The organism is Nitrospira defluvii, from assembly GCF_905220995.1.
Lineage (GTDB): Bacteria > Nitrospirota > Nitrospiria > Nitrospirales > Nitrospiraceae > Nitrospira_A > Nitrospira_A defluvii_C.
The window spans coordinates 1,304,491-1,327,298 of the sequence record NZ_CAJNBJ010000001.1; the positions used below are offsets into that span (position 1 = coordinate 1,304,491).

The window sequence follows — 22,808 nt, forward strand, 5'->3', positions numbered from 1 at the left end:
CTCCGGTATACTGCGGATATGCACCACCAAGCCGGTCGGCCTCCTCAGACGCTTGATTGGACTCAGATCGACGATGTGTTGCTCGATATGGACGGCACGCTGTTGGATCGCCATTTCGACAACTTCTTCTTCGAGGAGGAGCTGCCGAGACGGTATGCCGCGAAGCATGCGCTGCCGTTTGAGGAAGCCCGGGACCGCTTGATGGGCATGTATCGTTCCGTGGAGGGAGAACTGGCCTGGACGGATTTGCACTACTGGACGGAGCGGGTGGACATCGACGTGGTGGCCATGCATCGCGAGCTCGACCATATGATCGGCTTTCTCCCCGACGCAGAGGAGTTCCTGATGTCGTTACGGCGATTGGGGAAACGCGTCACGATTCTCACGAATGCGCATCGGGCGGGAGTCGAAGTCAAAGCCGCCAAGACAGGGCTGGACCGGCAGGTCGATCGTATCGTGGACGCCTTCGAGGTGGGATGGCTCAAGATGCGGTCTGAATATTGGCCGACCTGCCGGGAACTGGTCGGATTTGAGCCGTCACGCGCGCTCTATATTGATGACGACGAGCAGTGCCTCGCGGCGGCTGCGCAGTTCGGCATCGGCCGCATCCTTCATCGTTCGAAGTCGAGTTCGCAGGCGTCCGCGGTCCCTTCCTTGCGATTTCACTCCATCGAAACCTTTCAGTCGATTTTGCCGGGGTAGGGCAGTCCCCCTGTTTCTTCGCCAGGTGTGTTATTTGGCCGGATCGAGTAGCTCGCGCAATTTCCTGGCTAGTTCCGTGGGGAGAAACGGTTTCTGAATGAAGCCGGTGCCCGGTTCGGCGAGGAACGTCGGCAGCACGCTTCCTTCCGCATATCCCGACATGAACAGGACCCGCAGCTCCGGCCATTGTTGGCGGAGGCGCTCGGCCAACGCCGGTCCCGTCATCTGCGGCATCACCACGTCGGTGAGCAGGATGTGGATGGGTGTCTTGGCTGCGGCCACGAGCCGCAGCGCTTCCTGTCCGCTGGAGGCTTCCAATAGGGTGTACCCGTAGTCGGACAGTGCCTGGGTGAGCAGCAGCCGCACGGCCTGTTGATCTTCCACGAGCAGGATGGTTTCCCGGCCGCAATGCGGTCGGGAGGCGGGAGGTGGCCCAACGGCCAAGGGGGGCGCCTCGGCCGACGGAAAATAAATGTCGAACGTGGTGCCCTCGCCGGGGTTGCTGTCGGCAAAGACGAATCCCTGGCTTTGTTTGATGATGCCATAGACTGTTGCCAGCCCCAGGCCCGTTCCCTTGCCCTCTTCCTTGGTCGTAAAGAACGGCTCGAAGATATGCGACAGGGTGGCGCGGTCCATGCCCGTTCCAGAGTCGCGGACCGACAGGTGTGTGTAGCTCCCCGGGAGCAGGGCCGGATGTGGCACCGGCGTCTCCTCGGTAATGAGCAGGATGCGCGTGCTCAGCGTGAGGGTCCCTCCGTGAGGCATCGCGTCCTTGGCATTGACCGCCAGATTCAAGATCACTTGATCGATCTGCCCACGGTCTGCGCGGATGATGCATGGTTGCGGTGTGAGATCCCGGATGAGGACGATATCCTCACCGATCAGCCGCTCGATCATCGAACTGATCGACGACAACGCCTCGTTCACATCGAAGACTTGGAAGGTCAGGACCTGTCTCCGGCTGAAGGCGAGCAGTTGTTTGGTGAGCGCGGCCGCCCGCTGTCCGGCGGTCAGGATCTCCGTCAGCGAGCGATGCAGCGGATCTTCGGCCCGTACCTGTTCCAGAGCGAGGGTGGCACACCCGTTGATGACCGTCAGCAGATTGTTGAAGTCGTGGGCGACACCGCCGGCCAGCCGGCCGATGCCCTCCATCTTGTGGGCTTGCCGGAGCTGCTCCTCCAGTTGTTTGTGTTGCGTGACATCGATGAAGAAGCCGATAGACCCTGTCGTCTGACCACCGGGGCCCTGGAGCAGCGTCCCCCACATGTTGACGTCGATGACGGTGCCGTCCTTGCGCTTCCGGCGCAGTTCCAGGCCCCGTGGCGCGCCTCCGCTCATGACCGAGGCCCACAATGCATCGGACTCCCCCTCCTGCCCGGATGGTACGTACGGAAGTTCCTGTCCGATGACCTCTTCCCTGGTCCAGCCGAACAGGGAGGTGGCGGCTGCATTCCAGGTCGTGACATGTCCGGCCTGGTCCAATTCGATCATGGCCAGCGGGGATTCTTCGATGATCGTCTGCAGGTGGGCGGTCATGCGGCGTAGTTCACCGGTGCGCTCACGAACATGTTGCTCGAGCGCTTCTTGGGCCTGTCGGCGGTCGGCGGCTTCCAGCGTCAGGGTGGCCATGGCCGCCAGTGATGCGGCGAAGGCCTCTTCCTCGCTGGTCCAGGTTTTGGGCGGGCCGATATGTTCGAGGCACAAGACCCCGACCACGCGCCCATGCCGGCGAATCGGAGCATCCAGCATCGCCACGATGCCGAGCGGGGCCAGGTAGGATGCAGTGAGTTCGCTGGTGCGGGGATCGGTCTGGGCCGCATGGGCGGCCAGGGAATAGGGTTCGGTTTCCAGGGCTCGAAGGTATGCCGGGTATTGTGTGGTGGACAGGGTGGCTCCACGCAGGTGGCGTGTGGGGGTGGCTTCGAACAGGTCTTGTAGGATCAGCGTGGTTTGGGTCTCGTCGAAGAGCCAGATGCTTGCCCGCTCGACGGCGAATGTGGCTGCGGCATGCTCGGTCATCACAGGAAAGGCCTGTTGAGGATGTCCGCTATGAATGGCCGGATCTTCGGCCAGTTTGTGGAGGACCGATTGCTGCGTCGCGAGTTGTCCCAGGCGCTGTTGCTCGATCTCTTGTCGCTGCTTCTGGTCCGTGATGTCTTCTGAGATTCCCAGGAGATACCGTGGCACGCCGGTGTGATCGTAGAGGGGAAGTTTTTTGGTATGGAGCCAACGCAACCCGTGGTCCTTTGTCTGAATCGGTTCGGCTGGAATGTCCAGCAGGGTCCCGCCGGTCAGGACCTCACGATCCCGTGCAGTGAAAAACTCCGCCTGTTCGCGGGGGAAGAAATCATAATCGTTCTTTCCCAGCAGCGCCTCCCGCGGAATGCCGATCAGCTGTTCCCCGGCCTTGTTGAACTGGACGAAGCGCAACTCCCGCGCGTCTTTAAGAAACACCATGTGGGGAATGTGTTCGACGATCGACTCCAGAAGTTGGCGCGTATGGGTCAGCGCGTCTTCCATGCCTTTGCGGTCGGTCACGTTTTCGCAGACGATGACGATGTCGACCCGGCCGTCTGGGTTCCGGACGGCTCGAGCGGCTTCTCGCACCCAAAGATGGCTGCCGTCTTTCCTGATTTTCCGGAACTCCCAGCGAAGCACGTTACCCGGATGGGCGAGACAATCATCGAAATGCTGCTGCATTCTGGCTTGATCGTCCGCATGGACGATCAGGGACACGGGCTGACCGATCAAAGTGTCCGCATCATACCCAAGTTCGGCGGCAGCGGTGGCGTTGACCGTGAGGAGTGTGCCTTTCGCGTCGACGGTCAGCAACATTTCTGGGCTGCTCTCATACAACGCCCGGTAGCGTTCCTGGCTGAAGCGCAACGCTTCCTCGGCCTGTTTGCGTGAAGAGATGTCACGCATCACGGCTTGGAACCCGATGACCTCCTGGTCGCGCAGCAAGAGCTGCACGTTCTGGCCAACCCACAGCGTCTGGCGGTTTCGGGTCACCAGCGGGAATTCGTAGTAGGTGCTGGGAATCTTTCTGAGAAACTGGCGGATGTAAAAATGCTCGGTGGTACGGCGGTAGTGCGGATGCACCAGGTCCAGCGCACGGTGCCCGAGCATTTCTGTCTCGTGATACCCCAGCAGGCGGATCACGGCGGGATTGATGAACGTGAACCGGCCGCTCCGGTCGGTGCGGTAAATGATGTCCTGTGCGTACTCCATGATGAAACGATAGTGTTCGGAGTGGACATTCAGGAGTAGCGCGGTCTGTTCCCCTTCCTCCAATTGCGAGGCGAGTTGATCCACGAGTTGTGCGTTGTGGTATTTCAGCCGGAGAGTTTCGAGCACGGTGTTCGAGGTTCGGGAGGCGGTATAGATCATGAGCAAGGAGAACAACAAGGTGCAGACCGCCATGGGCAGGGCCTGCGCATGATTGAGAAAGAGAAAACGCAGAATGAGCGGCGTCAGGGTCGGAAGGGCAAACGAGAGAAATGCATCGAAGCGCGCCGACAGCGTGGAGGAGGCACCGGCCGAAACCCCTGCCAGCACGAAGGCCAGAAATACCTGGTGGGTGGGAGATGATTCCGGAAACAGGATCAGCGCCGACGCGCCCCATCCGACTCCGGCCAAGGTGGTGCCGGTCAGAAATGCCCGGTGCCAGCGTCGGTTCGTGGTCGCGGTCGGCCTGGTAGCCCTGAATGATCTCGCCAGTAGGTAGCGACCGGTCGCGAGGATGACATGATAGGTCAGCCACGCCAGGAGCTGGTTGTGGGGCAGCACGTTCCAGTTGACGACCACCAGCGCGAATGCACAGCCGAGTCCGGCCGCAAGGGCCGCCGGCATGCTCTCGTAGAGCAGCGTGACCCGCTGCCACATCAGGTTGGCGTCCATGGCTGCATCGATGGGTTGCGGGATGGCGGACGTGGAAGAAGGTCGGTCGCCGGGAACTGGTTGCGAGGAAGCCATCGGGATCACTCCCGCTTTGGGGACGGACGACTGCGAGGCACGTGCGTCATAGGCTGCAGTCTACAAAATTGCCGTGAGGGATACAATTTGCGAGATCTCGTTGGTTCCACTTAAGTGATGGTGCTAGGAGCTGGCGATGCCACGGTAAAGCTCGCCGCCGATTCTGGGCACGCCGGGCAGGACGTCTCGATCGAGCTGTTCGATCCGCAAGCCCGCCTCGATCACCAACCGGTCGATTGGCCGGTTAAGATTGCATCCGCAGGCCAGGTGACGTTGCAGTGGATTGAGACGATCCTGCCAGCGGGCGGTTGCAGGATCGTCGCTCCGGCCGTGTTCCAGAAACAGGAACCGTCCGTTTGGCTTGAGGACCCGCCGAACTTCGCGCAACGATCGCAGCGGATCCGGGATCGTGCAGAGCGTGAAGGTGCTGACTGCGCAGTCGAACGTGCGATCGTCGTACGGCAGCTCCTCTGCGGTCACATGCTGGAGATGGACCGGAAATGGGGCGCTCGCGACTCGCTGCGCCACACGATCGGGAAGGAGCGGGGCGGGGTCGACCGCATACAAGGCGGTGACGGTTCGAGGGTAATGCGGCAGGTTCAGTCCGGTTCCAAAGCCGATCTCCACCACGTTGCCATGCGCAGCGACAAGCAGACGGCGACGCTCGGTTTGGAAACGCTCTCCCCGGAGCACCCAATCCATGAGTCGAGGGAAGATGTAGGTCGCGTACATGGCGTGGGCGGATCCCGGCGATGGATGAGGGAGCCTGTCGTGTGTCGCTGTCTTCTCCGCATTTGACCAGGAGTCGGACCGGGGATCAAGAGGCCGGGATGTGCTCTGCGATACTGCGCTGGCCGGACTCATCCTTGTCGCTCCGTGCCGCGTATGCTAGAGTCGTCCGTTCTCTCGCCGAGTGCGAATGGGCGCCTCGCATGTGATGTGAGTAGGATGAGTAAATCGTACGATCACCAGGCTCTTGAGTCGAAATGGCAGGCCTATTGGGAGACGCATCGTCCGTTTCGAGCGTCGGATGATCCCTCGAAGCCGAAGTTTTATTGTCTCGATATGTTCCCCTATCCCTCCGGGTCCGGCCTGCATGTCGGGCATTTGGAGGGGTATACCGCCACGGACATTGTGTCCCGGTATAAGCGGATGCGCGGGTTTAACGTCTTGCACCCCATGGGCTGGGATGCATTCGGGCTGCCGGCCGAGCAGTATGCCGTGAAAACCGGGGTTCATCCCGCCATCACCACGGCGCAAAATATTGCAACCTTCAAGCGACAAATGAAGCGCGCGGGTCTCTCCTATGACTGGGAGCGTGAGCTCAGCACCACCGACCAGGATTACTATCGTTGGACCCAGTGGATTTTTCTCCGGCTGTTCGAGCGGGGGCTGGCCTACGTGGCCGAGGTTCCGGTCAATTGGTGCCCGGCATTGGGAACGGTGCTGGCCAACGAGGAAATCGTCGACGGGAAAAGCGAAGTCGGCGGATTCGATGTCATCCGCAAGCCGATGCGGCAATGGGTCCTGAAAATCACCGCCTACGCGGAGCGGTTGTTGGAAGATCTGAGTCTCGTGGAGTGGCCGGCCAGTACGCTGGAGATGCAAAAGAATTGGATCGGACGCTCCATCGGGGCCGAGGTCGATTTTGCGCTTGCCGACGCGCCGGGAAATCTTCGCGTCTTTACCACCCGCCCCGATACGCTCTTCGGTGCCACCTATATGGTCCTGGCCCCCGAACATCCGCTGGTCGATGTGGTGACGACTCCCTCGCAACGGGCGCAGGTGATGGACTATCGCGAAGCCGCCGCCCGGAAGAGCGACCTGCAGCGCCAGGAATTGGAGAAGGTCAAGAGCGGCGTCTTCACCGGCGGCTATGCGATCAATCCCGTCAATCAGGAGCGGCTGCCGATTTGGATCGCCGACTACGTATTGATGAGTTATGGCACCGGGGCCATTATGGCCGTGCCGGCCCACGATGAACGCGATTGGGCCTTTGCCACGCAGTACCACCTTCCGATTCGCGAGGTGATTCAGGGCGGGCAGATCGACAAGTCCGCCTTCGTCGACACGGATCGCGGCCGGGTCATCAATTCGACCACCCCGGACGGGTCTTGTTCGCTCAACGGGTTGTTACCCAGCGACGCGATCCCAAAAATGACCGCCTGGCTCGAAACTGCGGGGAAGGGCAAGAAGACCATCAACTACAAACTCCGGGATTGGCTGTTTGCCCGGCAACGGTATTGGGGCGAGCCCTTTCCGATCGTGTGGGTCGATGGAGAGCCGCGACCATTGCCGGAGGAGCAGTTGCCGCTGCCCTTGCCCGAGACCAAGAACTTCAAGCCGTCCGGAAGCGGCGAGAGCCCCTTGGCCAATCTGGAGGAATGGTTGAATGCGACGGACCCCGCGACCGGCAAACCGGCGCGGCGCGAGACGAATACCATGCCGCAGTGGGCGGGTTCCTGCTGGTATTACCTGCGGTTCATCGATCCGAAGAATTCCCGGCAGATGGTCGATCCGGCGAAGGAGCGATACTGGATGCCGGTGGACCTGTACATCGGCGGCAGCGAACATGCGGTGTTGCATCTGCTCTACAGCCGGTTCTGGCACAAAGTGCTGTTCGATGCGGGAGTGGTCAGTACTCCGGAACCGTTCAAGAAGCTGGTGCATCAGGGCATTGTGTTGGGGGAAGACAATCAGAAGATGTCGAAATCGCGCGGCAACGTGGTGAACCCGGACGACATGATCGACCAGTTCGGTGCCGATGCGGTGCGATTGTATGAAATGTTCATGGGGCCGTTGGAATCCATGAAGCCGTGGAGCACGCGCGGCGTCGAAGGCATTACACGATTCCTGGATCGTGTCTGGCGCTTGATGATCGGCGAGGATGGTGCGTTGAGCGCGGCAGTGACAGGGGCGGCACCGACGCCCGAGCAGCAGCGGCTGCTGCACTACACGATCAAGAAAGTCACCGACGATATCGACGGGCTGCGATTCAACACCGCTATTTCGCAGATGATGGTGTTTACGAACGAGATGACCAAGCTGGAGCAGCGACCTCGACAGCTGCTGGAACCCTTTGTTCTGCTGCTGTCGCCCTTCGCGCCCCACCTCAGCGAGGAACTCTGGGAGCGTCTCGGGCATGCCCCCAGCGCCGGTCAGCAGTCCTGGCCGGAGTTCGATCCGGCCCTGGTCGTCAGCGACCGCTGGACGATTCCGATTCAGGTGAACGGCAAACTCCGCGGCAAGCTGGAGGTGGATGCCGGCACGTCCCGCGATCAGCTGGAGCCCATGGCCAAGCAGGAAGTTGCTGAGTGGCTGCAAGGGAAGGAGCCGAAGAAGGTGATCTACGTCGAGAAGAAGTTGATGAATTTCGTGGTGTGAAATGGTTCGTCTGGACACAGGGAACAGAGATCATGGGTGCCTGCGTGGCTCGGCCGTTCCCGGGTATGTGTTCCGTGCGACCGGTGTCGTGACCCTGAGCCTGTTGCTCAGTGCGTGCGGCTATCAGTTTCGAGTGCAAGGCGCCGGTCCGACGGTCGGCGGGGCGGCGGAGCAGACGACCAAGCGGACACAGACTCCACGGTTGGCCATTCTTCCCATCTCCAATACGACGTATGAGCCGAATTTCGAGATCAAACTCGCCAACTATCTGCGCCGGGAATTTTCGGCGGGGGCGGGGGCGGAAATTGTCGGCCCTTCGGCCGGAGCCGACTTGTTCTTGTCCGGGCAAATCATGCAAATCCTCCTGCCGACGCTAAGTTTTGATCAGACTACGACCTTTGAAAGCCGTGTGGAAATGCTGGTGAGTGTGAAGATCGAGGAGGCGAAGACCAAGCGAGTCGTCTGGTCGCAGGTCGCCAAAGGCACCTCGGAGTTTTTTCTCACCCAGGACCTGCAATTCAATCGGGTTCTGCAAAATCGCGCGCTTGAGCAGGCAGGGCGGTTTGTCGCGGAAGATCTCGCGTCACGCTTTTTGCTGTTTCTGGATGCGGGTGAGTTAGACAAGGTGCTGAAGCGCTCGGTGAAGGCGGAGGCTGGCCAGGGTGTCCAGCCACGGCCCGAGGCGGCGCGATAGGGGGACGGAAAGGCTGTCGCGGATGGGTGCCTCGGTCACGAGTCTGGAATTGTCTCAGGCGCTTGCGCGGAGTGGAGTCGGGCCGCTGTATGCGGTAGTCGGGGAGGAGGATTATCTCCGCGACCAGGCCGTCGCCGCATTGCGAGTCGCCGCTCTCGGCTCAGCTTCGGACAGTGGGTTCAATTACGATATCTTTCATGGCGACGATGCGGCGGTTGAGGACGTGTTGGCCTGCGCGGCGGAGATTCCGGTATTCGCTGAGCGCCGCGTTGTGGTCTACAAAACGGTGGAGAAGCTCCCGGCGCGTGAGGGGGAAAAGCTCCTGTCCTATTTCTCGGCTCCGAATGACACGACGACGCTGGTCGTCGTCGCGGTGAAGTTGGATGGGCGGCTCAAGTGGACCCAGGCGCTGACGAAGCAGGCGGTGTCGGTCAGTTGCGCGCCGCTGCGTGAAGCCCAGCTGTCGACATGGATTCGTCAAGAAGCGGTGGCCTTGGGGGTACGCATGCAGGATGACGCGATTCAGTTGCTCAAAGAGGTAGGCAGCGAATCGCTCTATGCCGTGAAGCGGGAGTTGGAAAAGCTGGCTGCCTATGTGCCGTCCGAGCGAACTGTCCAGTCGGCGGAGGTGGAGGCGTTGCGGGGAACCGAGCCGGGCGCGTCGGTGTTTGACCTGATGAACGCCATCGGTGCCCATGATCATGGGCGGGCGATGCGGATTCTGACGCGCAATGTGGAGAATGGAGAGGCGCCGCTGCGCATTTTGGGAGCGTTGGTCTGGCAGTATCGGCGACTGTGGAAATTGAAAGAGCAGATGAAGTCGGGAGGGCGTGAGGGCGAGGCGGCGCGGACGTTCAGGATGGACCCATCACGGGTGCGTGGGTTCTTCGCGCAATTTCCAGATACGCAGTTGACGCAGGCGTTTCAGTGGTTTTTGGACACGGATTCGAAGCTCAAAGGCGGGAGCGGGAGCAGTCCTGTCCGTGTGATGGAAGATCTGTTGTTCCGACTCTGCGGACAGCCGTCAAAACCGACAGCATCGGTGGAGCGGATGCAAACGGCATCACCGGCCCCGCGCCCGTCGAGTTCGAGACCGGTGTCGAATGTCAGAACAGTTACGACGCGGAAGCGGTGAGTGCGTTCACTCGAACAGCGAGCCGAGACACGCGGCGTGAGGCCGTGTTGGGCTTCAGGACACCTTTGGTGACCGCTTTGCCCAGGGCTGCCGTCGCATCACGCAAGGTCGCCTTGGCTTCTTCCGGTTTCTTGGCCGTGATCGCATCCTGAACCTTGCGGAGGATGCTCCGGACCGAGCTGAGGGTGGCGCGATTGCGCAACCGGCGCTTCTCAGATTGACGGGCACGTCGGATCGTGGATTTGTGGACAACAGGCATACGGAATCTCCTACGTTCAAAGCTTGGTCTTGTAGCACAGGTGGAGAAGATAGGTCAAGGAGAGTGAACGAGGGAAAGGAGTCAGCCGGGTTGCAGGGGGGGCTTCCCTGGTGGCTGCGGCGTAGTTATGAACACGCACATCGATGCTCGAGATCGGTTAATTGTCGCACTGGATGTCCCTTCGGCTGCCGAGGCCGAGCGGCTGGTCGATCGCATGGGAGACCAGGTGCGTTTCGTAAAAGTGGGGCTGGAGCTCTATACGGTGGCGGGACCCGACATCGTACGGATATTGGTGGACCGTGGAAAACGCGTCTTTCTTGACCTCAAATTTCTTGATATCGAAGAAACCGTCCGGCGTGCGACTGCCAGGGTTGCCGCGATGGGAGCCACCTTTTTGACCGTTCATGCGAATCGCAAGGCGTTGCTGGCTGCCGTGCAAGGGCGGGGACAGTCGAATCTCAAATTGCTTGCAGTGACGGTTTTGACGAACTTCGACGGAGAAGATCTGCGTGATATGGGCATTCAGCGGAGCGTCAGGGATCTGGTGACGGCCCGAGCCCAGTTGGCGGCGCAAGTGGGGTGTGACGGGGTCGTCGCATCAGGAGAAGAGCCTGCGGCAATTCGCGCCACGGTGGGTCCAGGGTTGATCATCGTCACACCGGGGGTCAGGCCGGCGGGAACAGGGACCGACGACCATGCTCGGGCGACCACTCCCACCCAGACTATCGCGGCCGGTGCTGATTACCTGGTGATAGGTCGACCCATTCGGGATGCAGACGATCCTGCGCTCGCGACGGCGGCGATCCTGGCAGAAATGCAGACGGCGTTCGATCGCCGAATTGGATAGCGGCCCAGGGTGTGATGCTCTCGCCCCGTTCGTCATCCAGAGGTGTCAGCTGGTTGGGAATGGGGCGGGCGGTTGCGACTGTTCTTCGTGGTTTGTTAAGATGCGCGTCCCTGTGGGTGTGTGCGGTGGGTGTAGCTCAGCTGGTTAGAGCGCCGGATTGTGGATCCGGAGGTCGCGGGTTCGAAACCCGTCACTCACCCCAACCTCGTGCGGCCGGATTGTTCGAACAGGAATATGATGACCGGTGGCAACAAACATCTGACTCCGCTGGTTCCTTCTCGCCCCCCAGTCGCTCTCAGTACCCGCTTTCAGGTTCGATCGTTTCGGCGCTTTCCTATTCAATGCTCGGTGTATTACTCCTGTGATGCGTTTCAAGGAAGCGGGATGGCCTGGAATCTCTCCCTCAACGGCTGGCGAGTCGATGGGACGCATCCGGTTGAGCCTGGGATGATGGTCACGCTCTGCATCTTTCTCCCTGATCACCATCCCACGGTGTTTGTTGATCGGGCGGTTGTCCGCTGGTCCCGGGGCCAGGAATTCGGGATCGAAGTTGATTCGATCAAAGCCGATGAGCGGGCTCGGCTCGAACAGTTTGTGACAGCCCTCGTCTAATTCCTTCCCTGGCGGTTTCTCCCCACACATGCCTGCGTATCGAGACGGGTGCCTCTGCTGGAGAACGAGAATCTCCTTGGTCATTGTCCGCAAGTTGAGTAGACTCGACCATGGTCGGGGTTCTTCTCGTCCACAGCCAACATTGTTGCTCATGACCATGGCCAAGTCACACACATCTCGTTCGCATTCGCGCGTGCCGGTCAGCTGCTTTCTCTATTACCTCGGGGAAGGGCTGGTCGGGACCGGCAAGGTCTGTGATCTTTCCGTCAAGGGCTGGCGGATCGAGGGGGATAAGCCGGTCACAGTCGGTATGAAACTCACCCTGCGGGTCTTTCTGCCCGATCAACCCAAGGCCATTGATGTGGAAGGGGTGACGGTTCAGTGGGTGAAGGATCGAGTGTTCGGCCTCGAAACGGTCAAAATGAACGCCGGCGCGGAAGCGCGTATTCACAGATTTGTCGAGTCAGTGGTGAAGTCTTCGGATTCCTCCCGCGTCGCCTGACCGGGAGGGCAGGTCCCTCACCTCATTGGCCGTTCCGGCCTTCCCGCGCATCCTCGCCCCACGATCGGTTGGCTCATGCAAGTCCCCCACTTTCGGGGACTATCCCGCAATCTGTTGTTTTTCATATTCTGCCGAGGCGTTTGCTTGGAGGGATGATGGAACAACAGAATCGCCCGCGGTTTATTATCGAGTGTACCGGATCGCGTTCCGAGGACGGATTGCTGGTGTGGAATGGTCGAATGCTGGACCTGTCCATTCCGGGTTGGTCGCGAACCGGACTCAAAGGGTTGCAAGCCGGGGATCTCCTCCAATTGCATCTGCATATTCCTGGACAGCCGAGGCCGCTGTCCGTGAGGTTGGCAACGATCCGTTGGGCGAATGACTCTCGGCTCGGGGTCGATCCCATTCTCATGGATGCCGATGATCAACTTCGTCTCAACGACTTCGTCAGCGCACATGTTCCTCTGCCGCCGTTCAGTAGCGATCGACGAGAACAGATTGTCATTTCGGATGCCGGATAATTCGGTCGAACCTCGTCCCATCTGGCCTCTCCCCACCTGCCGTCGTTCGAATTCCTCGCTGCAATCATATTGCAAGCATGAAGGCATCAGCCCAATGTCCAGGTGCCGCCTCGCTATGCGGAAAACAGACGCAATGGGTCCGGTTCGGTTTGCGTCGTTCGCTGCTGCACGCATATTCAACCAACGGTCGGTGTCGCGGTCGATTGGCTTGACATCGTTGGGTAAGATGGTGTCTCTTAGCTAAGAGACATTTGTACACACACCTGCCTTTCGCCGCTTCTGTTCGGTCATGTCATAACAGTGTTGCCAGGGCGGAGGCGTGCGAGAAAGACGTATGACGCCTGGCTCCAATCTTCCTGATACCGCCCATACCACGCCCCTGACCCCGGAAACGGAAGCGCAGGTCGACCAATTCGCCCAGACGGATATTTTGGTTGGCATTCCCAGCTTCAACAATGTCGAAACGATCGGTCATGTGGTCAAGGCGGTGAGTGCCGGCCTGGCGAAATATTTCCCCGACGCCCGCGCCGTCTTGGTGAATTCGGACGGTGGGTCGACCGACGGGACGCAGGAAGTGGTCGCCCAAGCGGTGGTCGACCTGAAGACGTTGTTTATCGGGGACCAACAGAGTTCGCTCCATAAGATCATCACGCCCTATCACGGGATTCCGGGAAAGGGCAGCGCATTTCGGACGATCTTTGAAATCGCGCGCCGCTTGAAAGCCAAGGCCTGTGCCGTCGTGGATTCGGACTTGCGCAGCATTACTCCCGAGTGGATTGAGCTGCTGGTGAGTCCGGTGTTCGAGCAGGGGTTCGACTATGTCGCGCCCTATTACCTGCGGCACAAATATGACGGGACCATCACCAACAGCATTGTCTATCCGTTGACGCGCACGCTTTATGGCCACCGGATCAGGCAGCCGATCGGCGGGGACTTCGGATTTTCCGGCCAATTGGCCCAGCACTATTTGGACAAACATGTGTGGGAGTCGGAAGTCGCGAAGTTCGGGATCGACATCTGGATGACGACAGAGGCCATTGCCAGCGGGGCGAGGGTGTGCCAGAGCTTTCTGGGTGCCAAAATCCACAATCCCAAGGACCCGGCCGCTGATTTGTCGGCCATGTTGGTGCAGGTGCTCGGCGCCGTGTTCGCCCTCATGGAAGATCATTATGCGGTGTGGGGCAAGACGGATGGCTCGAATGCGGTGCCCCTGTTCGGGTTCCAGTACGAAGTCGGCGTGGAGCCGGTCAACGTGAATGTCGATCGCATGATCAGCACCTTCCGGCAGGGATTGAGCGACTTGGGGACGATCTGGGATCAAATTCTCGCTCCCGGGACCAGGCAAAGCCTGCGACCGTTGGGAACCTGTGCCTTGCAGGATTTTCGCATCGCCGATAGTCTGTGGGCGCGAGTCGTCTATGACGCCGCCGTGGCCTACCGCAATCGTGTGTTGCCGCGTGATCACGTGTTGAAGGCGTTCACTCCCTTGTATCTGGGGCGGACTGCCTCGTTCGTGTTGGATACCCAGGGGCTGACGTCGAGCGAAGCCGAGGGCCGGATCGAGGCGCTCTGCCAGGCGTTTGAAAAGGATAAGTCGTACCTGGTGGCGCGTTGGAATGAACCGCATACCAGTTGATGGTCGCAATTCCGTCCATCTGAAGGCAGGCTGCAGTCGAGGCCGGAGGAGGGAACTATGAAGGAATTTTTCGAGAAGGGTCTCCTCGACCCTCTGGAGTTGATGGCGCGGCAGGTGCTCGCGGTATTGCCGAGCCTCCTGGCGATGTCCATCATTTTCTTCGCGGGTCTCGTGGTGGCGTGGACCGCCAGTCAGGCTCTTGAACGATTGTTGCGTGTGGTCGGGCTGGATCGACTATTCGATCGATTGGGTGTCACCGGCGCCTTGCTCCGTGGTGGAGTAAAGACTGATCCCTCTCGATTGATCGGGCAGGCAGCCTATTGGCTGGTGATGATCTTTGCCACCGTCGCCGCGTTGGGCGCACTTAATCTGCAACCGATCAACGATTTTGCCAAGTCGTTCCTGGCCTACGTGCCGCATTTGGTGACGGCCAGTCTGATCCTCATTGCTGGATGGTTGCTGTCCAACTTCGTCTCCCAGGCGGTGCTGATCGCTGCGGTCAACGCAGGACTGCCTCCCGCGCGCCTGGTGGCGACCTGTTCCCGCTGGGGCATCCAACTGTTGGCCGTCGCGATGGCGCTGGAGCAGCTGGGCATCGCACAAAATATCGTGGTCGTCGGGTTCGGTATTACATTGGGCGGAATAGTCATGGCGGGGGCGATCGCCTTTGGTCTGGGCGCTAAAGATTTGGCCAAAGACTACCTCGAGCGGGGGTTGTCGGTTCGTACGCGCAATGGCGCGCCCGATGATTTGAGGCACTTATGACTGCCGAGCGTGCGTATAAAGGACATGGTATGACCAATAAAATCTCGGAAATCGATGGCGAGGCGAAAGCACGACGTTGGTTGGGCGGGGAGGCGGCGGTGCCCCGCTACCCGCACCGGCGCCAGAATCCATTTCGGTTCAACCGCTCGTTGTTGGGGTTGGTGGCCTTCGCCGTTGGGTTAGGGTTTGCCGGTGGATTGTTGCTAGGGTTGCAGAGCCGGCGCCCTACTGCTCCACCAAAGGGGTAATTATGCGTCGACCGCTGTATCGTTGGCTCAGGGTGGTACGAGAGTGTGGCTCAGCCGAGCCTCACAGACGAGACAAGAGAGCGGTGAGACTCCGGTTCCATCCGACCGGGCCGACTCCATCTGCGCGGATGAGGTGGGGAAGCTGCACATCCGGATCGTAGGAGCCGTCAGGTTTCCGGACAAGGATGGGATAGTCGACCTCCGCCAACAGGGGACGGTCATTGAGGCTGTCCCCGAGGCCGATGGTCACCGGCCGTTGCCCGTCCCGCCCCGACAACCGCTCATACCACCACATAAGCATCCTACTGGCTATGCCCTTATCATTCGCGCCCATCAAGTGATAAAACCGTCCTCCCCTGGTGCAGCGCAGCCCTTGCGCGGCCGCCGCCGCACAGAGCCGATCCCAAGCGACTCCTTCGTCTTCCAGAATAAACGGCTCGTCATATTCACGCTGAGTCGCTAAGAGCGCCTCGGCGGCTGGCAAGCCTGTCAAGTGGGCGACTTCTTCAACGGAGAGATCGCCGAATCCCAGCAACCGACAACCGAGTTCCTCTCGAATGCTGTTCAACGCGGTGCGAAGCCTGGCATAGGGGGTGCCGATTTCGACGACCTCGTACCCGTTCCGAGTCGATGCCTTCTCAATTGGGAAGGGAAAGGTACCCCTCGGGATGAACAGGGCCCCGCCGTTTTCGACAATAAAGGGATGATGATTGTTCAGTCGGAGGCGAAGCGGCTCCATCTCCGACCGGGTCTTGCTGGATACTAGGATCAGCGGTGCGCCGAGCCGCTCAAGCAGCGCGAGTGCTTCGCCGGCGGCCTGGTAGGAATAGGTCGTCGTGTCGAGCAGGCTGCCGTCCAGGTCTGTAAAAATGAGGATGCGGCGCATGGTGACGGAGGCACTCCTTCACGGAAGTATACGGAACTCCTGCCGCAGATAAAACCCGGTGTCGGCACACGACCGGCATGGTCGGACCGGCTCCGGCTGGGAGGCCCGTTGGTTCAACGTCGACTGTGTGTCGGCGCACGAAGGAGTCCGGCCCTCTCTGGCTTACCCTCTGGTGTCCCGCAGGTCCCCCAATCTACCCACTCCATGAACCTGACTGCCATGTCCTGTCGGAGATTTGGCCTGCTTTCGGCTGTAGCAGAACTGGCACAGGAGAATCCCCAATCAAGATCGTACCCAGAGATGCCGACAAGGATAGTTACATGGCACTGTCGGATCATCTGGCAAACAGGCAGGGCCCTGAACGGCAGTTCCGACCCCCCGTGCGCCATGGCTCAGAAGAGGACCATTGTTGTGGCCAAGGCACTTCCTTTGCTTTTCCCCGAACGCTCTCGTGCTTGTTGCCAGCAGGCTCGCACGATCCTGGTGGAACGGCCGTTCCATCAACTCAGTCAAAGCGCGATCAACACATCTGGAAGGTCATAGGGTTACCCCGTGCGATTCGATAAAAAACCGCCCCTGAAATCCGACAAGAAAGTCCCGCCAAAGACCCAGAAGAAGGGCAGCATCGGCTATAACAAAAAGTCGGCGTTGCTGGAAGACGCCATTACGCAAATGAACGCCGGCAAGTACGGCCGTGCCTCGTCTGCGTTGAAAGATCTTCTCGCGCTCGATCCGCTCAATGCCGAAGCGCGACGGCTATTTGCCACGCTGCATTTGCGGCTGGGCAGTCTCATGAGCGCCAGGACGGCGTTCGAATCATTGGCCCGGGAGGCCATGGAGCGCCAGGACTATTGGTTGGCGGAGTCGCTCTTGCGTGAATACCTCACGGCGGGCCCTCGTTATGTCCCCTTCCTGGAAATGCTGGGACATGTCTATGAAGAAAAGGGCGATGTCATGGCTGCGGTGGCCGAGTACGGCAAGGCGGTCGAAGTCTTGCTGGAAGATCCCGATGCCGAGAACCCGAATCGGCCCAGTGAACTCTTTGCGCGCATTCGTGCGCTCGCACCCGGGAGCCCGGTCGCCTTCCGCTTCGCTGCTATGTTTGACACCGTGACGGGGCAAGTGTTGCAGGCCGCCCCTCAGCCCACGATTGCCGATGTGGCGAGTGAACCGACTGCTGTTGAGGCGGTGCCGGACTCGTCCGTGGAGAGTGCCGGGCTTATGCCCTGGGAGCAGATGGATTCGGTGCCGACGGTGCCAGTGACTCCAGAGGTGTTGCCCGCCTCGGCAGCCGAGCCATCGACGGAGGCGCTGGAAGCGATCGCGCCTCCGGTCCTGCCGGATGAAGCGGCGTCAGTGATGAATCAACAGGAGATGCCGCCCGAAGTGCCGGCACCGGCGCAAGCCGTGGATTTTGATGCCAAGCCGGAACCGGAGGTATCTATCGAACCGGCACCTGTCCTTGCAGCTGGTGCGGCAGAGCCCGTTGAACTCGTCGTTCACGATCTCCCGCCTGTGAGCGACAAGACTGCTGCGTCGACGGAAGAGGTGGCGGTGCCTGTTTCTCCGGTTGCGGACGTGCCCCAGTCTGTAATCGAAGTCCAGACGGAACCCAATCCGCACCCGATTGCCCAGGCGCCGACTGGCCCGAAGGCGATGCCGTGGGATCAGGTCGAGGAAGATGTCGCGGCAATCGCCCCTCCCCTTTTAACTCCGGAAGCGAGCGTGGCGGAAGAGGCCAGCGCACCAGCTCCTGTCCAGTCGACTGAGTCGGTCATGGAACCAACCTCCATGGTCGACCCGGTGCCTCCTGTTTTGGAGGTGCTGGCTCAGAGTGGGACTCACCCGATCGCCGAGGTGCCCAAGGCCCCTGTACCCATGCCTTGGGACCAAGTGGAGGAGACGGCCATCCTGATTCCACCGCCGACCGAGCCTTCGGCATCGGCTGAGATGACGCCTCCCACCATCGAAGTCCTCACACAGACCAGCAGCCATCCGATTGCCCAGGCACCGACGAGCCCGGCCTCCATGCCATGGGATCAAGTTCAGGAGGGGACGAGTTCGACAGCTGTACCAGCTGAGCTCACAGATGACAGCCCCAGCGTGGAAACCACGCTGCCTGGCGAAACAGCGGTGGCCCAGCCTGCGACTGATTCTGCTGTGACGTCGGAACAGGCTGCCGGGCAGGCCCGTTCTGAAGTCACGTCCTCCGGGCTGACGTGGGACGAGATTCTTGCGGCAGTTGCGGCCATGCAAGCTCCCACCGAGCCTGCATCGACCCAGGTACATGAGCCGCCTGAACTGGTTTCCGATCAGCCTCCAGCTCAATCATCTGCTTCCGTGGTCACCGACTCTGCTGACGGTGTCGATGCAGACCCGTTGCCGGCCGATCTGCCGGCGGTGGAGCCCTTGGGCGAATCGGGCATTGCCGCTCGCTCGTTGTCGGCACCCATGCCGTGGGAGCAGATCGAACTGGAGCACGTCACGATTCCGCGGCAGGAGCCGGACACAGAGGGTGTCCCCGTCACGGCTGAGGCTGCCGGTGTCGAACGGGAGCCCACGTTGGTGTTACCGGCTGCGCCTGAGCTGTCAGGCCCGGCGGCGACAGACGAGATCCCCGAACAGGACGTCGTGGTCGCTCCCGCCCTGGACGCGCATGCCGATGCCGCGTCGGAGGGCAGGATTCTGTCTCCAGATGTTCCGATAGAGCCACAACGGGAATCGACCCCGCTGCCCGTGCAGACACAGCAGACGATTCATGAACCGGTGCCGGATCTGTTACCGGGAGAGTTGTCGAAGGCTGACCAGCTTTCGACAGTCACGGGAGTGCAGTCTGCGGAGCCGGCCTTCCGTCTGGCCGAGAGCACCATGCTGATGCCGACGGCAGCAGAGGCCCCGCCTCCTGTCAGCATGGAGCCGGTCACAGACTTCGCGCTTGCCGAGGGCCAACAGACATCGATGGAGGCCTCAGCGTCGGAAGTGGTCACGCCGGTAGTGGAACCTGTTGACGCGACGGCCGTGCAGGAGATCGTTGAGCCCGCCCCGATCGAAATGACCTCGGAGGTCACTGTTTCGCCAGATTTGCCTGAGCCATTGGTCGAGCCCATCGCCGCTGAAGTGGAAGAGGCTGGGGTGCAGCCGCCGGCCTCAGAGGATGCTCCCATTCTTGGGCAGGAACCGATGCCAGTCCCCGAGGTGGACAGTCCGCTTCAGGCTCCGACCGGTGAGCCCCTCGCTGAACGTATCGAGTGCGTGCCTGTGCCGACGGATTCCATTCAACAGTCGTCGGCGGTTGCGGAGATCCAGGCTGCGGCAATGGCTCCGGTGGAAGAATCGGTCCCGGCCCCCATCCCCGTTGAGACTGTGGATGGCCCGGAGCCGGTGGTGTCTGCTGGTGTGACGGAGATAGAGGTGCCGGCTGACGCTGTCGCGCTCCCCGTAGCAAAGGAGTCCACGCCTGCGACGACAGCCCACTTAGAGCCGGTGGCCGATGACGGTGTGAAGATTCTCTGGGAGGATTCGTCCTCAGCGCCGCCCCCCGCTGCCTCCAGCGGGAACCTGTTGACCCGCTGGTTCAAAAAGTCCGCCGCGCCGATTCATGCTGACACCGGTGCGGTTGCAGAGGTCGCACCGTCTGTTGATCAACCGCCTGTAGCTGAAGCTCCGCTGCCGTTGCACGAGGAGACTCCCGCTGAGCCTCTGGAGGAGCCCGTGCTTGAGCCGGTGGCAGAGGCTGCCCCGGTGCTTGTGCACGAGCCTCCTCAGCGCCCTGCGCTCAGCCGGCCTGCCGGGAAACCTGTGTGGACCCGCGTGGGAGAGGTGGTGGCCTCGCTCGTCGGCGCCGGAGTGTCCACGACGCGATCGTTGGTTGTCATGGTGTTGGCCCTGGTCGGGCTGGTGTTGTTCCTCGTCGGGGGAACGGTGGCGGTAGTAGCGCTCACATGGCTGGTTCTCGAGGAGCAGCCGAGTGCGGCCTATCGCAACATGACATCGGTGCCACAGCAGATGCTGCAGGATTCGACCAAGAACGGGTATTTCCTTCTCCTCGGCCTCGGTGCGTCCTCGACGCAGGATCCGGTTCAAGTGGGGATGGACCGACGCGTCGAAGGAGCCGATCAGGCCTTCGCGCTCACCTGCCTCGGCGGGGAAGGCGCAGGAGTCGGCGGGGAACAAAGCGCATCGGCGGAGGCGGCCGGAAAGTGGCTCAAGGCCTCAGACCCGGCTTTGCAGATATCGCAGAACGCCGGTGGGGTGAAGGCCTTGGTGTCCCAGAACGAGGTCGGGTTGGCTCGGTATCGACAATGGTTGAGCAAGCCGTTTGAAGACGAGGGATACGGGAAACCGATCAGTCCGAACTGCGCCCTGATCCTCCAGACCCATCGGCTCTATGTTGCGGAAGGGTTTGCGCAGGATGTTGAGACAGGGGTGGCCCGGCTCGAAACCGATCTGACGGCGTGGCGAACGGTGTTGGGTCAGGCGAAGACCATGCCGATGAAGTTACTGGCCGCTGCCGCCATGAATGACGACATTGCGGTGATGGGGGGGCTGTTCCAACGGCCCGACCTCGATGAACGCCAGATCGGCCGGTTGGCCAAACTGGCGCGGCCGCTTGAGCCTGCGGAGCAGTCCGTTCGCTGGCCGATGCAGAGTCAGTTCGTGTTGGCCACGAACTCGGTGGATGAGGCCATCAGCCGTGACCGGGCTGCTACCCGTCCGTTCTACGGTGCGATTGCGGCGGTCTTGCCCCTGCCCAAGCAACGTCGGTTCAATGCCTATGCCGAGTATTATGATGTCGCCGGAAAGGCCGCGGCTGACGGCCGCTATGCCGATTTGCCGAAGCAATCGCAATATGTGCATGCGCCTCCGTACGGCGTGAGCGATGTTGTGCTAAATCCCATCGAAAGCCTCGTCGGAGTCGATCCCCTCCCGACCTGGGAGGCCTATGCCGGTCGAGTGTTGGAAACCGACGCGCGCTTGAGACTGGCCTCATTGCAGGCGTGGTTGCGCCGGACACCGTCGGAACAAGACCTGCTGACGAGGCTCGCCAAGGCCGGACAAGGCGTGTATGACCCCTTCACGGGCCTGCCGATGTTGGTGAATCTCAAGAAAGGTGTCCTCTACAGCGTCGGTCCTGACCTCAAGGACCATGAGGCGCATGAGCGGCTGGACCTTGTCGCCAAGATTCCGCCGGTCGCCTGGAGCGGCGGGAAGAAGGGGATAGATCAGGGCGCCGCCAAATAATCCTTCCCGCCACTTTTGTTCCTCGATGCCGCTTGGTATCCCTCTTGTCTTGGGCGTTGGCTCTTCTCAGCCCGATCAAATCCCATCGTAAATCAGGTCAACCGGACGTGGGTGTCTGCGTTTTCTCCTCTCAAGGGAGTGGCTCGTCCGGCGTGTCATCGGAACCGAGACAGGACGGCCATCCGGCAGGGCGGATCAGGGAGTGCACGGATGTTTCCCAGTGTCATGGTGCGATCTGCAGCGACCCTTGATTTCATGATGATGCAGGCCGAGAATCGGAGCGGTTGCATCGGTTTTTGGCCCCAGGCATACGAGACTCCGCAGGATTGTCAGGGCAGGCCTCATCGGCAAGAGGGCATCGGTGGATGGTTGAGTGCCGGTTGTTCTCCAGAGGCCGGCCTCTCGATGCATGTGAAATGGGTGGGGGAATGAGCGGCTGGCATGCTCCCGCAGCCGTCGATGGACAGCCAGGCGACCTCTGCCTGGGTGAGAGGGTGGGCTCTCTGGATCGAATCCAGGCATTGGACCGGTTCCTGGCGGGGATTGAGCGGCGCGCATTTCGTATGGCGCATCTCGCCACGGGGAATGAAGATGAGGCGCTGGATCTCGTCCAGGATGCCATGCTGAAACTGGCCCAGAAGTATGGTGCGCGGCCTGAGGAGGAATGGGGGCCGCTGTTTCATTGTATTCTTCAAAGCCGCATTCGGGATTGGTATCGACGGGAACGGGTGCGGAATCGGCTGCGAGAGTTCTTTCGCGGTTCGCAGGACGAGGAAGAGGGCGAAGACCCGCTGGAGCAGGTTCCCGACTCGACGGGGCCCGCACCCGATGAGGAGGTACAGCGGAAACGGGCCTGTGCGGCATTGGAGGTCGCCTTGCAAGCCCTTCCGCTGCGCCAGCAACAGGCGTTTCTCTTGCGTATCTGGGAGGAACTGGACGTGGCACAAACGGCGCGGGCCATGGGGTGCTCGGAAGGCAGCGTCAAAACCCATTTGTTTCGTGCCCTGCAGGTCTTGCGACAGCGATTGGGAGCACATTGGCCATGAACCAACGATCGGATGAGCAGCTGGATCCGCTGGCATCAGCGGCGAAGCGTCTGCTTGATCAGAGTGTCGAGGAGCTTGATCGGAAGACAGTTTTCGCACTGCAGCGTGCGCGGCTGAATGCTGTCAGCTTGTCGCGCACGCGGCGACCCTGGCCTCGATGGGCCCCTGCTCTGGCCTTGGCCTCGATGGCCGCTTTGGCGGTGACGATGTGGCTGTGGCAGGTGAATGGCGTGAACCATTCGCCTCTGCTGTTGGAAGATCTCGAACTAATGCAATCGCCGGAAAATCTCGAATTGTCTGAAGACTTCGAGTTTTACGATTGGCTGGCCGATGGTACTGCCACAACCGGGTAGGT

The 22,808-nt window shown here is 60.8% G+C and carries 18 protein-coding genes and 1 tRNA gene; 15 read left to right on the top strand and 4 right to left on the bottom strand.

The annotated features are described in order from the left end of the window. The first annotated feature begins 18 nt into the window (after window positions 1–18). The gene (locus KJA79_RS06350) at window positions 19–702 is read left to right on the top strand and encodes an HAD family hydrolase (protein ID WP_213041140.1); all 684 of its coding nucleotides are present in this window, start codon (window positions 19–21) and stop codon (window positions 700–702) included. Between the two features lie 30 nt (window positions 703–732). Here the strand turns inward: KJA79_RS06350 and KJA79_RS06355 are convergent, their stop codons facing one another. Both KJA79_RS06355 and KJA79_RS06360 read right to left on the bottom strand, forming a co-directional pair. Next, entirely contained in the window at window positions 733–4,677 is a 3,945-nt protein-coding gene (locus KJA79_RS06355) for a PAS domain S-box protein (protein ID WP_213041141.1), read from the bottom strand. Between the two features lie 123 nt (window positions 4,678–4,800). Continuing rightward, window positions 4,801–5,409, bottom strand: a complete 609-nt coding sequence (locus tag KJA79_RS06360; RefSeq protein ID WP_213041142.1) for a class I SAM-dependent methyltransferase — start codon at window positions 5,407–5,409, stop codon at window positions 4,801–4,803. A 216-nt stretch (window positions 5,410–5,625) separates the two neighbouring features. On the opposite strand from KJA79_RS06360, the gene leuS reads away from it, so the two are divergent. Genes leuS through holA form a run of 3 tightly spaced genes read left to right on the top strand, consistent with a single transcriptional unit; the run spans window position 5,626 to window position 9,890 of the window. Then, complete coding sequence (leuS, locus tag KJA79_RS06365) at window positions 5,626–8,061, top strand: leucine--tRNA ligase (RefSeq protein ID WP_213041143.1); 2,436 nt, start codon at window positions 5,626–5,628, stop codon at window positions 8,059–8,061. A 1-nt stretch (window position 8,062) separates the two neighbouring features. Then, complete coding sequence (gene lptE, locus KJA79_RS06370) at window positions 8,063–8,755, top strand: LPS assembly lipoprotein LptE (RefSeq protein ID WP_213041144.1); 693 nt, start codon at window positions 8,063–8,065, stop codon at window positions 8,753–8,755. A 22-nt stretch (window positions 8,756–8,777) separates the two neighbouring features. Continuing rightward, window positions 8,778–9,890: a DNA polymerase III subunit delta gene (holA, locus tag KJA79_RS06375; protein WP_213041145.1), complete on the top strand. Its 1,113-nt coding sequence runs from the start codon at window positions 8,778–8,780 to the stop codon at window positions 9,888–9,890. Here the strand turns inward: holA and rpsT are convergent. After that, on the bottom strand, window positions 9,871–10,149 hold the full coding sequence (rpsT, locus tag KJA79_RS06380) for a 30S ribosomal protein S20 (RefSeq protein WP_213041146.1): 279 nt from the start codon (window positions 10,147–10,149) through the stop codon (window positions 9,871–9,873). The two genes, holA and rpsT, sit on opposite strands and share 20 nt — an antisense overlap. A 127-nt stretch (window positions 10,150–10,276) precedes the next feature. Between rpsT and pyrF the strand changes: the two genes are divergently transcribed. The 8 genes from pyrF (at window position 10,277) to KJA79_RS06420 (ending at window position 15,280) form a co-directional block, all read left to right on the top strand. Continuing rightward, entirely contained in the window at window positions 10,277–10,996 is a 720-nt protein-coding gene (pyrF, locus tag KJA79_RS06385; protein ID WP_213041147.1) for an orotidine-5'-phosphate decarboxylase, read from the top strand. 125 nt (window positions 10,997–11,121) lie between these two features. Next, a tRNA-His gene (locus KJA79_RS06390) sits at window positions 11,122–11,198 on the top strand. A gap of 35 nt (window positions 11,199–11,233) precedes the next feature. Then, entirely contained in the window at window positions 11,234–11,608 is a 375-nt protein-coding gene (locus KJA79_RS06395; protein ID WP_246507500.1) for a PilZ domain-containing protein, read from the top strand. Window positions 11,609–11,765: 157 nt separating this feature from the next. Further along, the gene (locus tag KJA79_RS06400) at window positions 11,766–12,110 is read left to right on the top strand and encodes a PilZ domain-containing protein (protein WP_281412664.1); all 345 of its coding nucleotides are present in this window, start codon (window positions 11,766–11,768) and stop codon (window positions 12,108–12,110) included. Between the two features lie 152 nt (window positions 12,111–12,262). Then, window positions 12,263–12,631, top strand: a complete 369-nt coding sequence (locus tag KJA79_RS06405; protein WP_213041150.1) for a hypothetical protein — start codon at window positions 12,263–12,265, stop codon at window positions 12,629–12,631. 334 nt (window positions 12,632–12,965) lie between these two features. Continuing rightward, a complete protein-coding gene (locus KJA79_RS06410) occupies window positions 12,966–14,267 on the top strand; it encodes a glycosyltransferase (RefSeq protein ID WP_213041151.1) in 1,302 nt (433 codons plus the stop codon). Window positions 14,268–14,324: 57 nt separating this feature from the next. Further along, window positions 14,325–15,032, top strand: a complete 708-nt coding sequence (locus KJA79_RS06415; RefSeq protein WP_213041152.1) for a mechanosensitive ion channel family protein — start codon at window positions 14,325–14,327, stop codon at window positions 15,030–15,032. A 29-nt stretch (window positions 15,033–15,061) separates the two neighbouring features. Further along, window positions 15,062–15,280, top strand: coding sequence for a hypothetical protein (locus KJA79_RS06420; protein ID WP_213041153.1), 219 nt, complete (start codon window positions 15,062–15,064; stop codon window positions 15,278–15,280). Window positions 15,281–15,341: 61 nt separating this feature from the next. Here the strand turns inward: KJA79_RS06420 and KJA79_RS06425 are convergent, their stop codons facing one another. Further along, complete coding sequence (locus KJA79_RS06425) at window positions 15,342–16,166, bottom strand: HAD-IIB family hydrolase (RefSeq protein WP_213041154.1); 825 nt, start codon at window positions 16,164–16,166, stop codon at window positions 15,342–15,344. Between the two features lie 552 nt (window positions 16,167–16,718). Here KJA79_RS06425 and KJA79_RS06430 point away from each other — a divergent pair. The 3 genes from KJA79_RS06430 (at window position 16,719) to KJA79_RS06440 (ending at window position 22,806) form a co-directional block, all read left to right on the top strand. Next, window positions 16,719–21,407: a tetratricopeptide repeat protein gene (locus KJA79_RS06430; protein ID WP_213041155.1), complete on the top strand. Its 4,689-nt coding sequence runs from the start codon at window positions 16,719–16,721 to the stop codon at window positions 21,405–21,407. 494 nt (window positions 21,408–21,901) lie between these two features. Beyond that, window positions 21,902–22,453, top strand: a complete 552-nt coding sequence (locus KJA79_RS06435; protein WP_213041379.1) for an RNA polymerase sigma factor — start codon at window positions 21,902–21,904, stop codon at window positions 22,451–22,453. Then, window positions 22,450–22,806 (top strand): hypothetical protein, encoded by a 357-nt coding sequence (locus KJA79_RS06440; protein ID WP_213041156.1) that lies wholly within the window; start codon window positions 22,450–22,452, stop codon window positions 22,804–22,806. Before KJA79_RS06435 ends, KJA79_RS06440 begins: the two co-directional genes overlap by 4 nt. The last annotated feature ends 2 nt before the right edge of the window (window positions 22,807–22,808 follow it).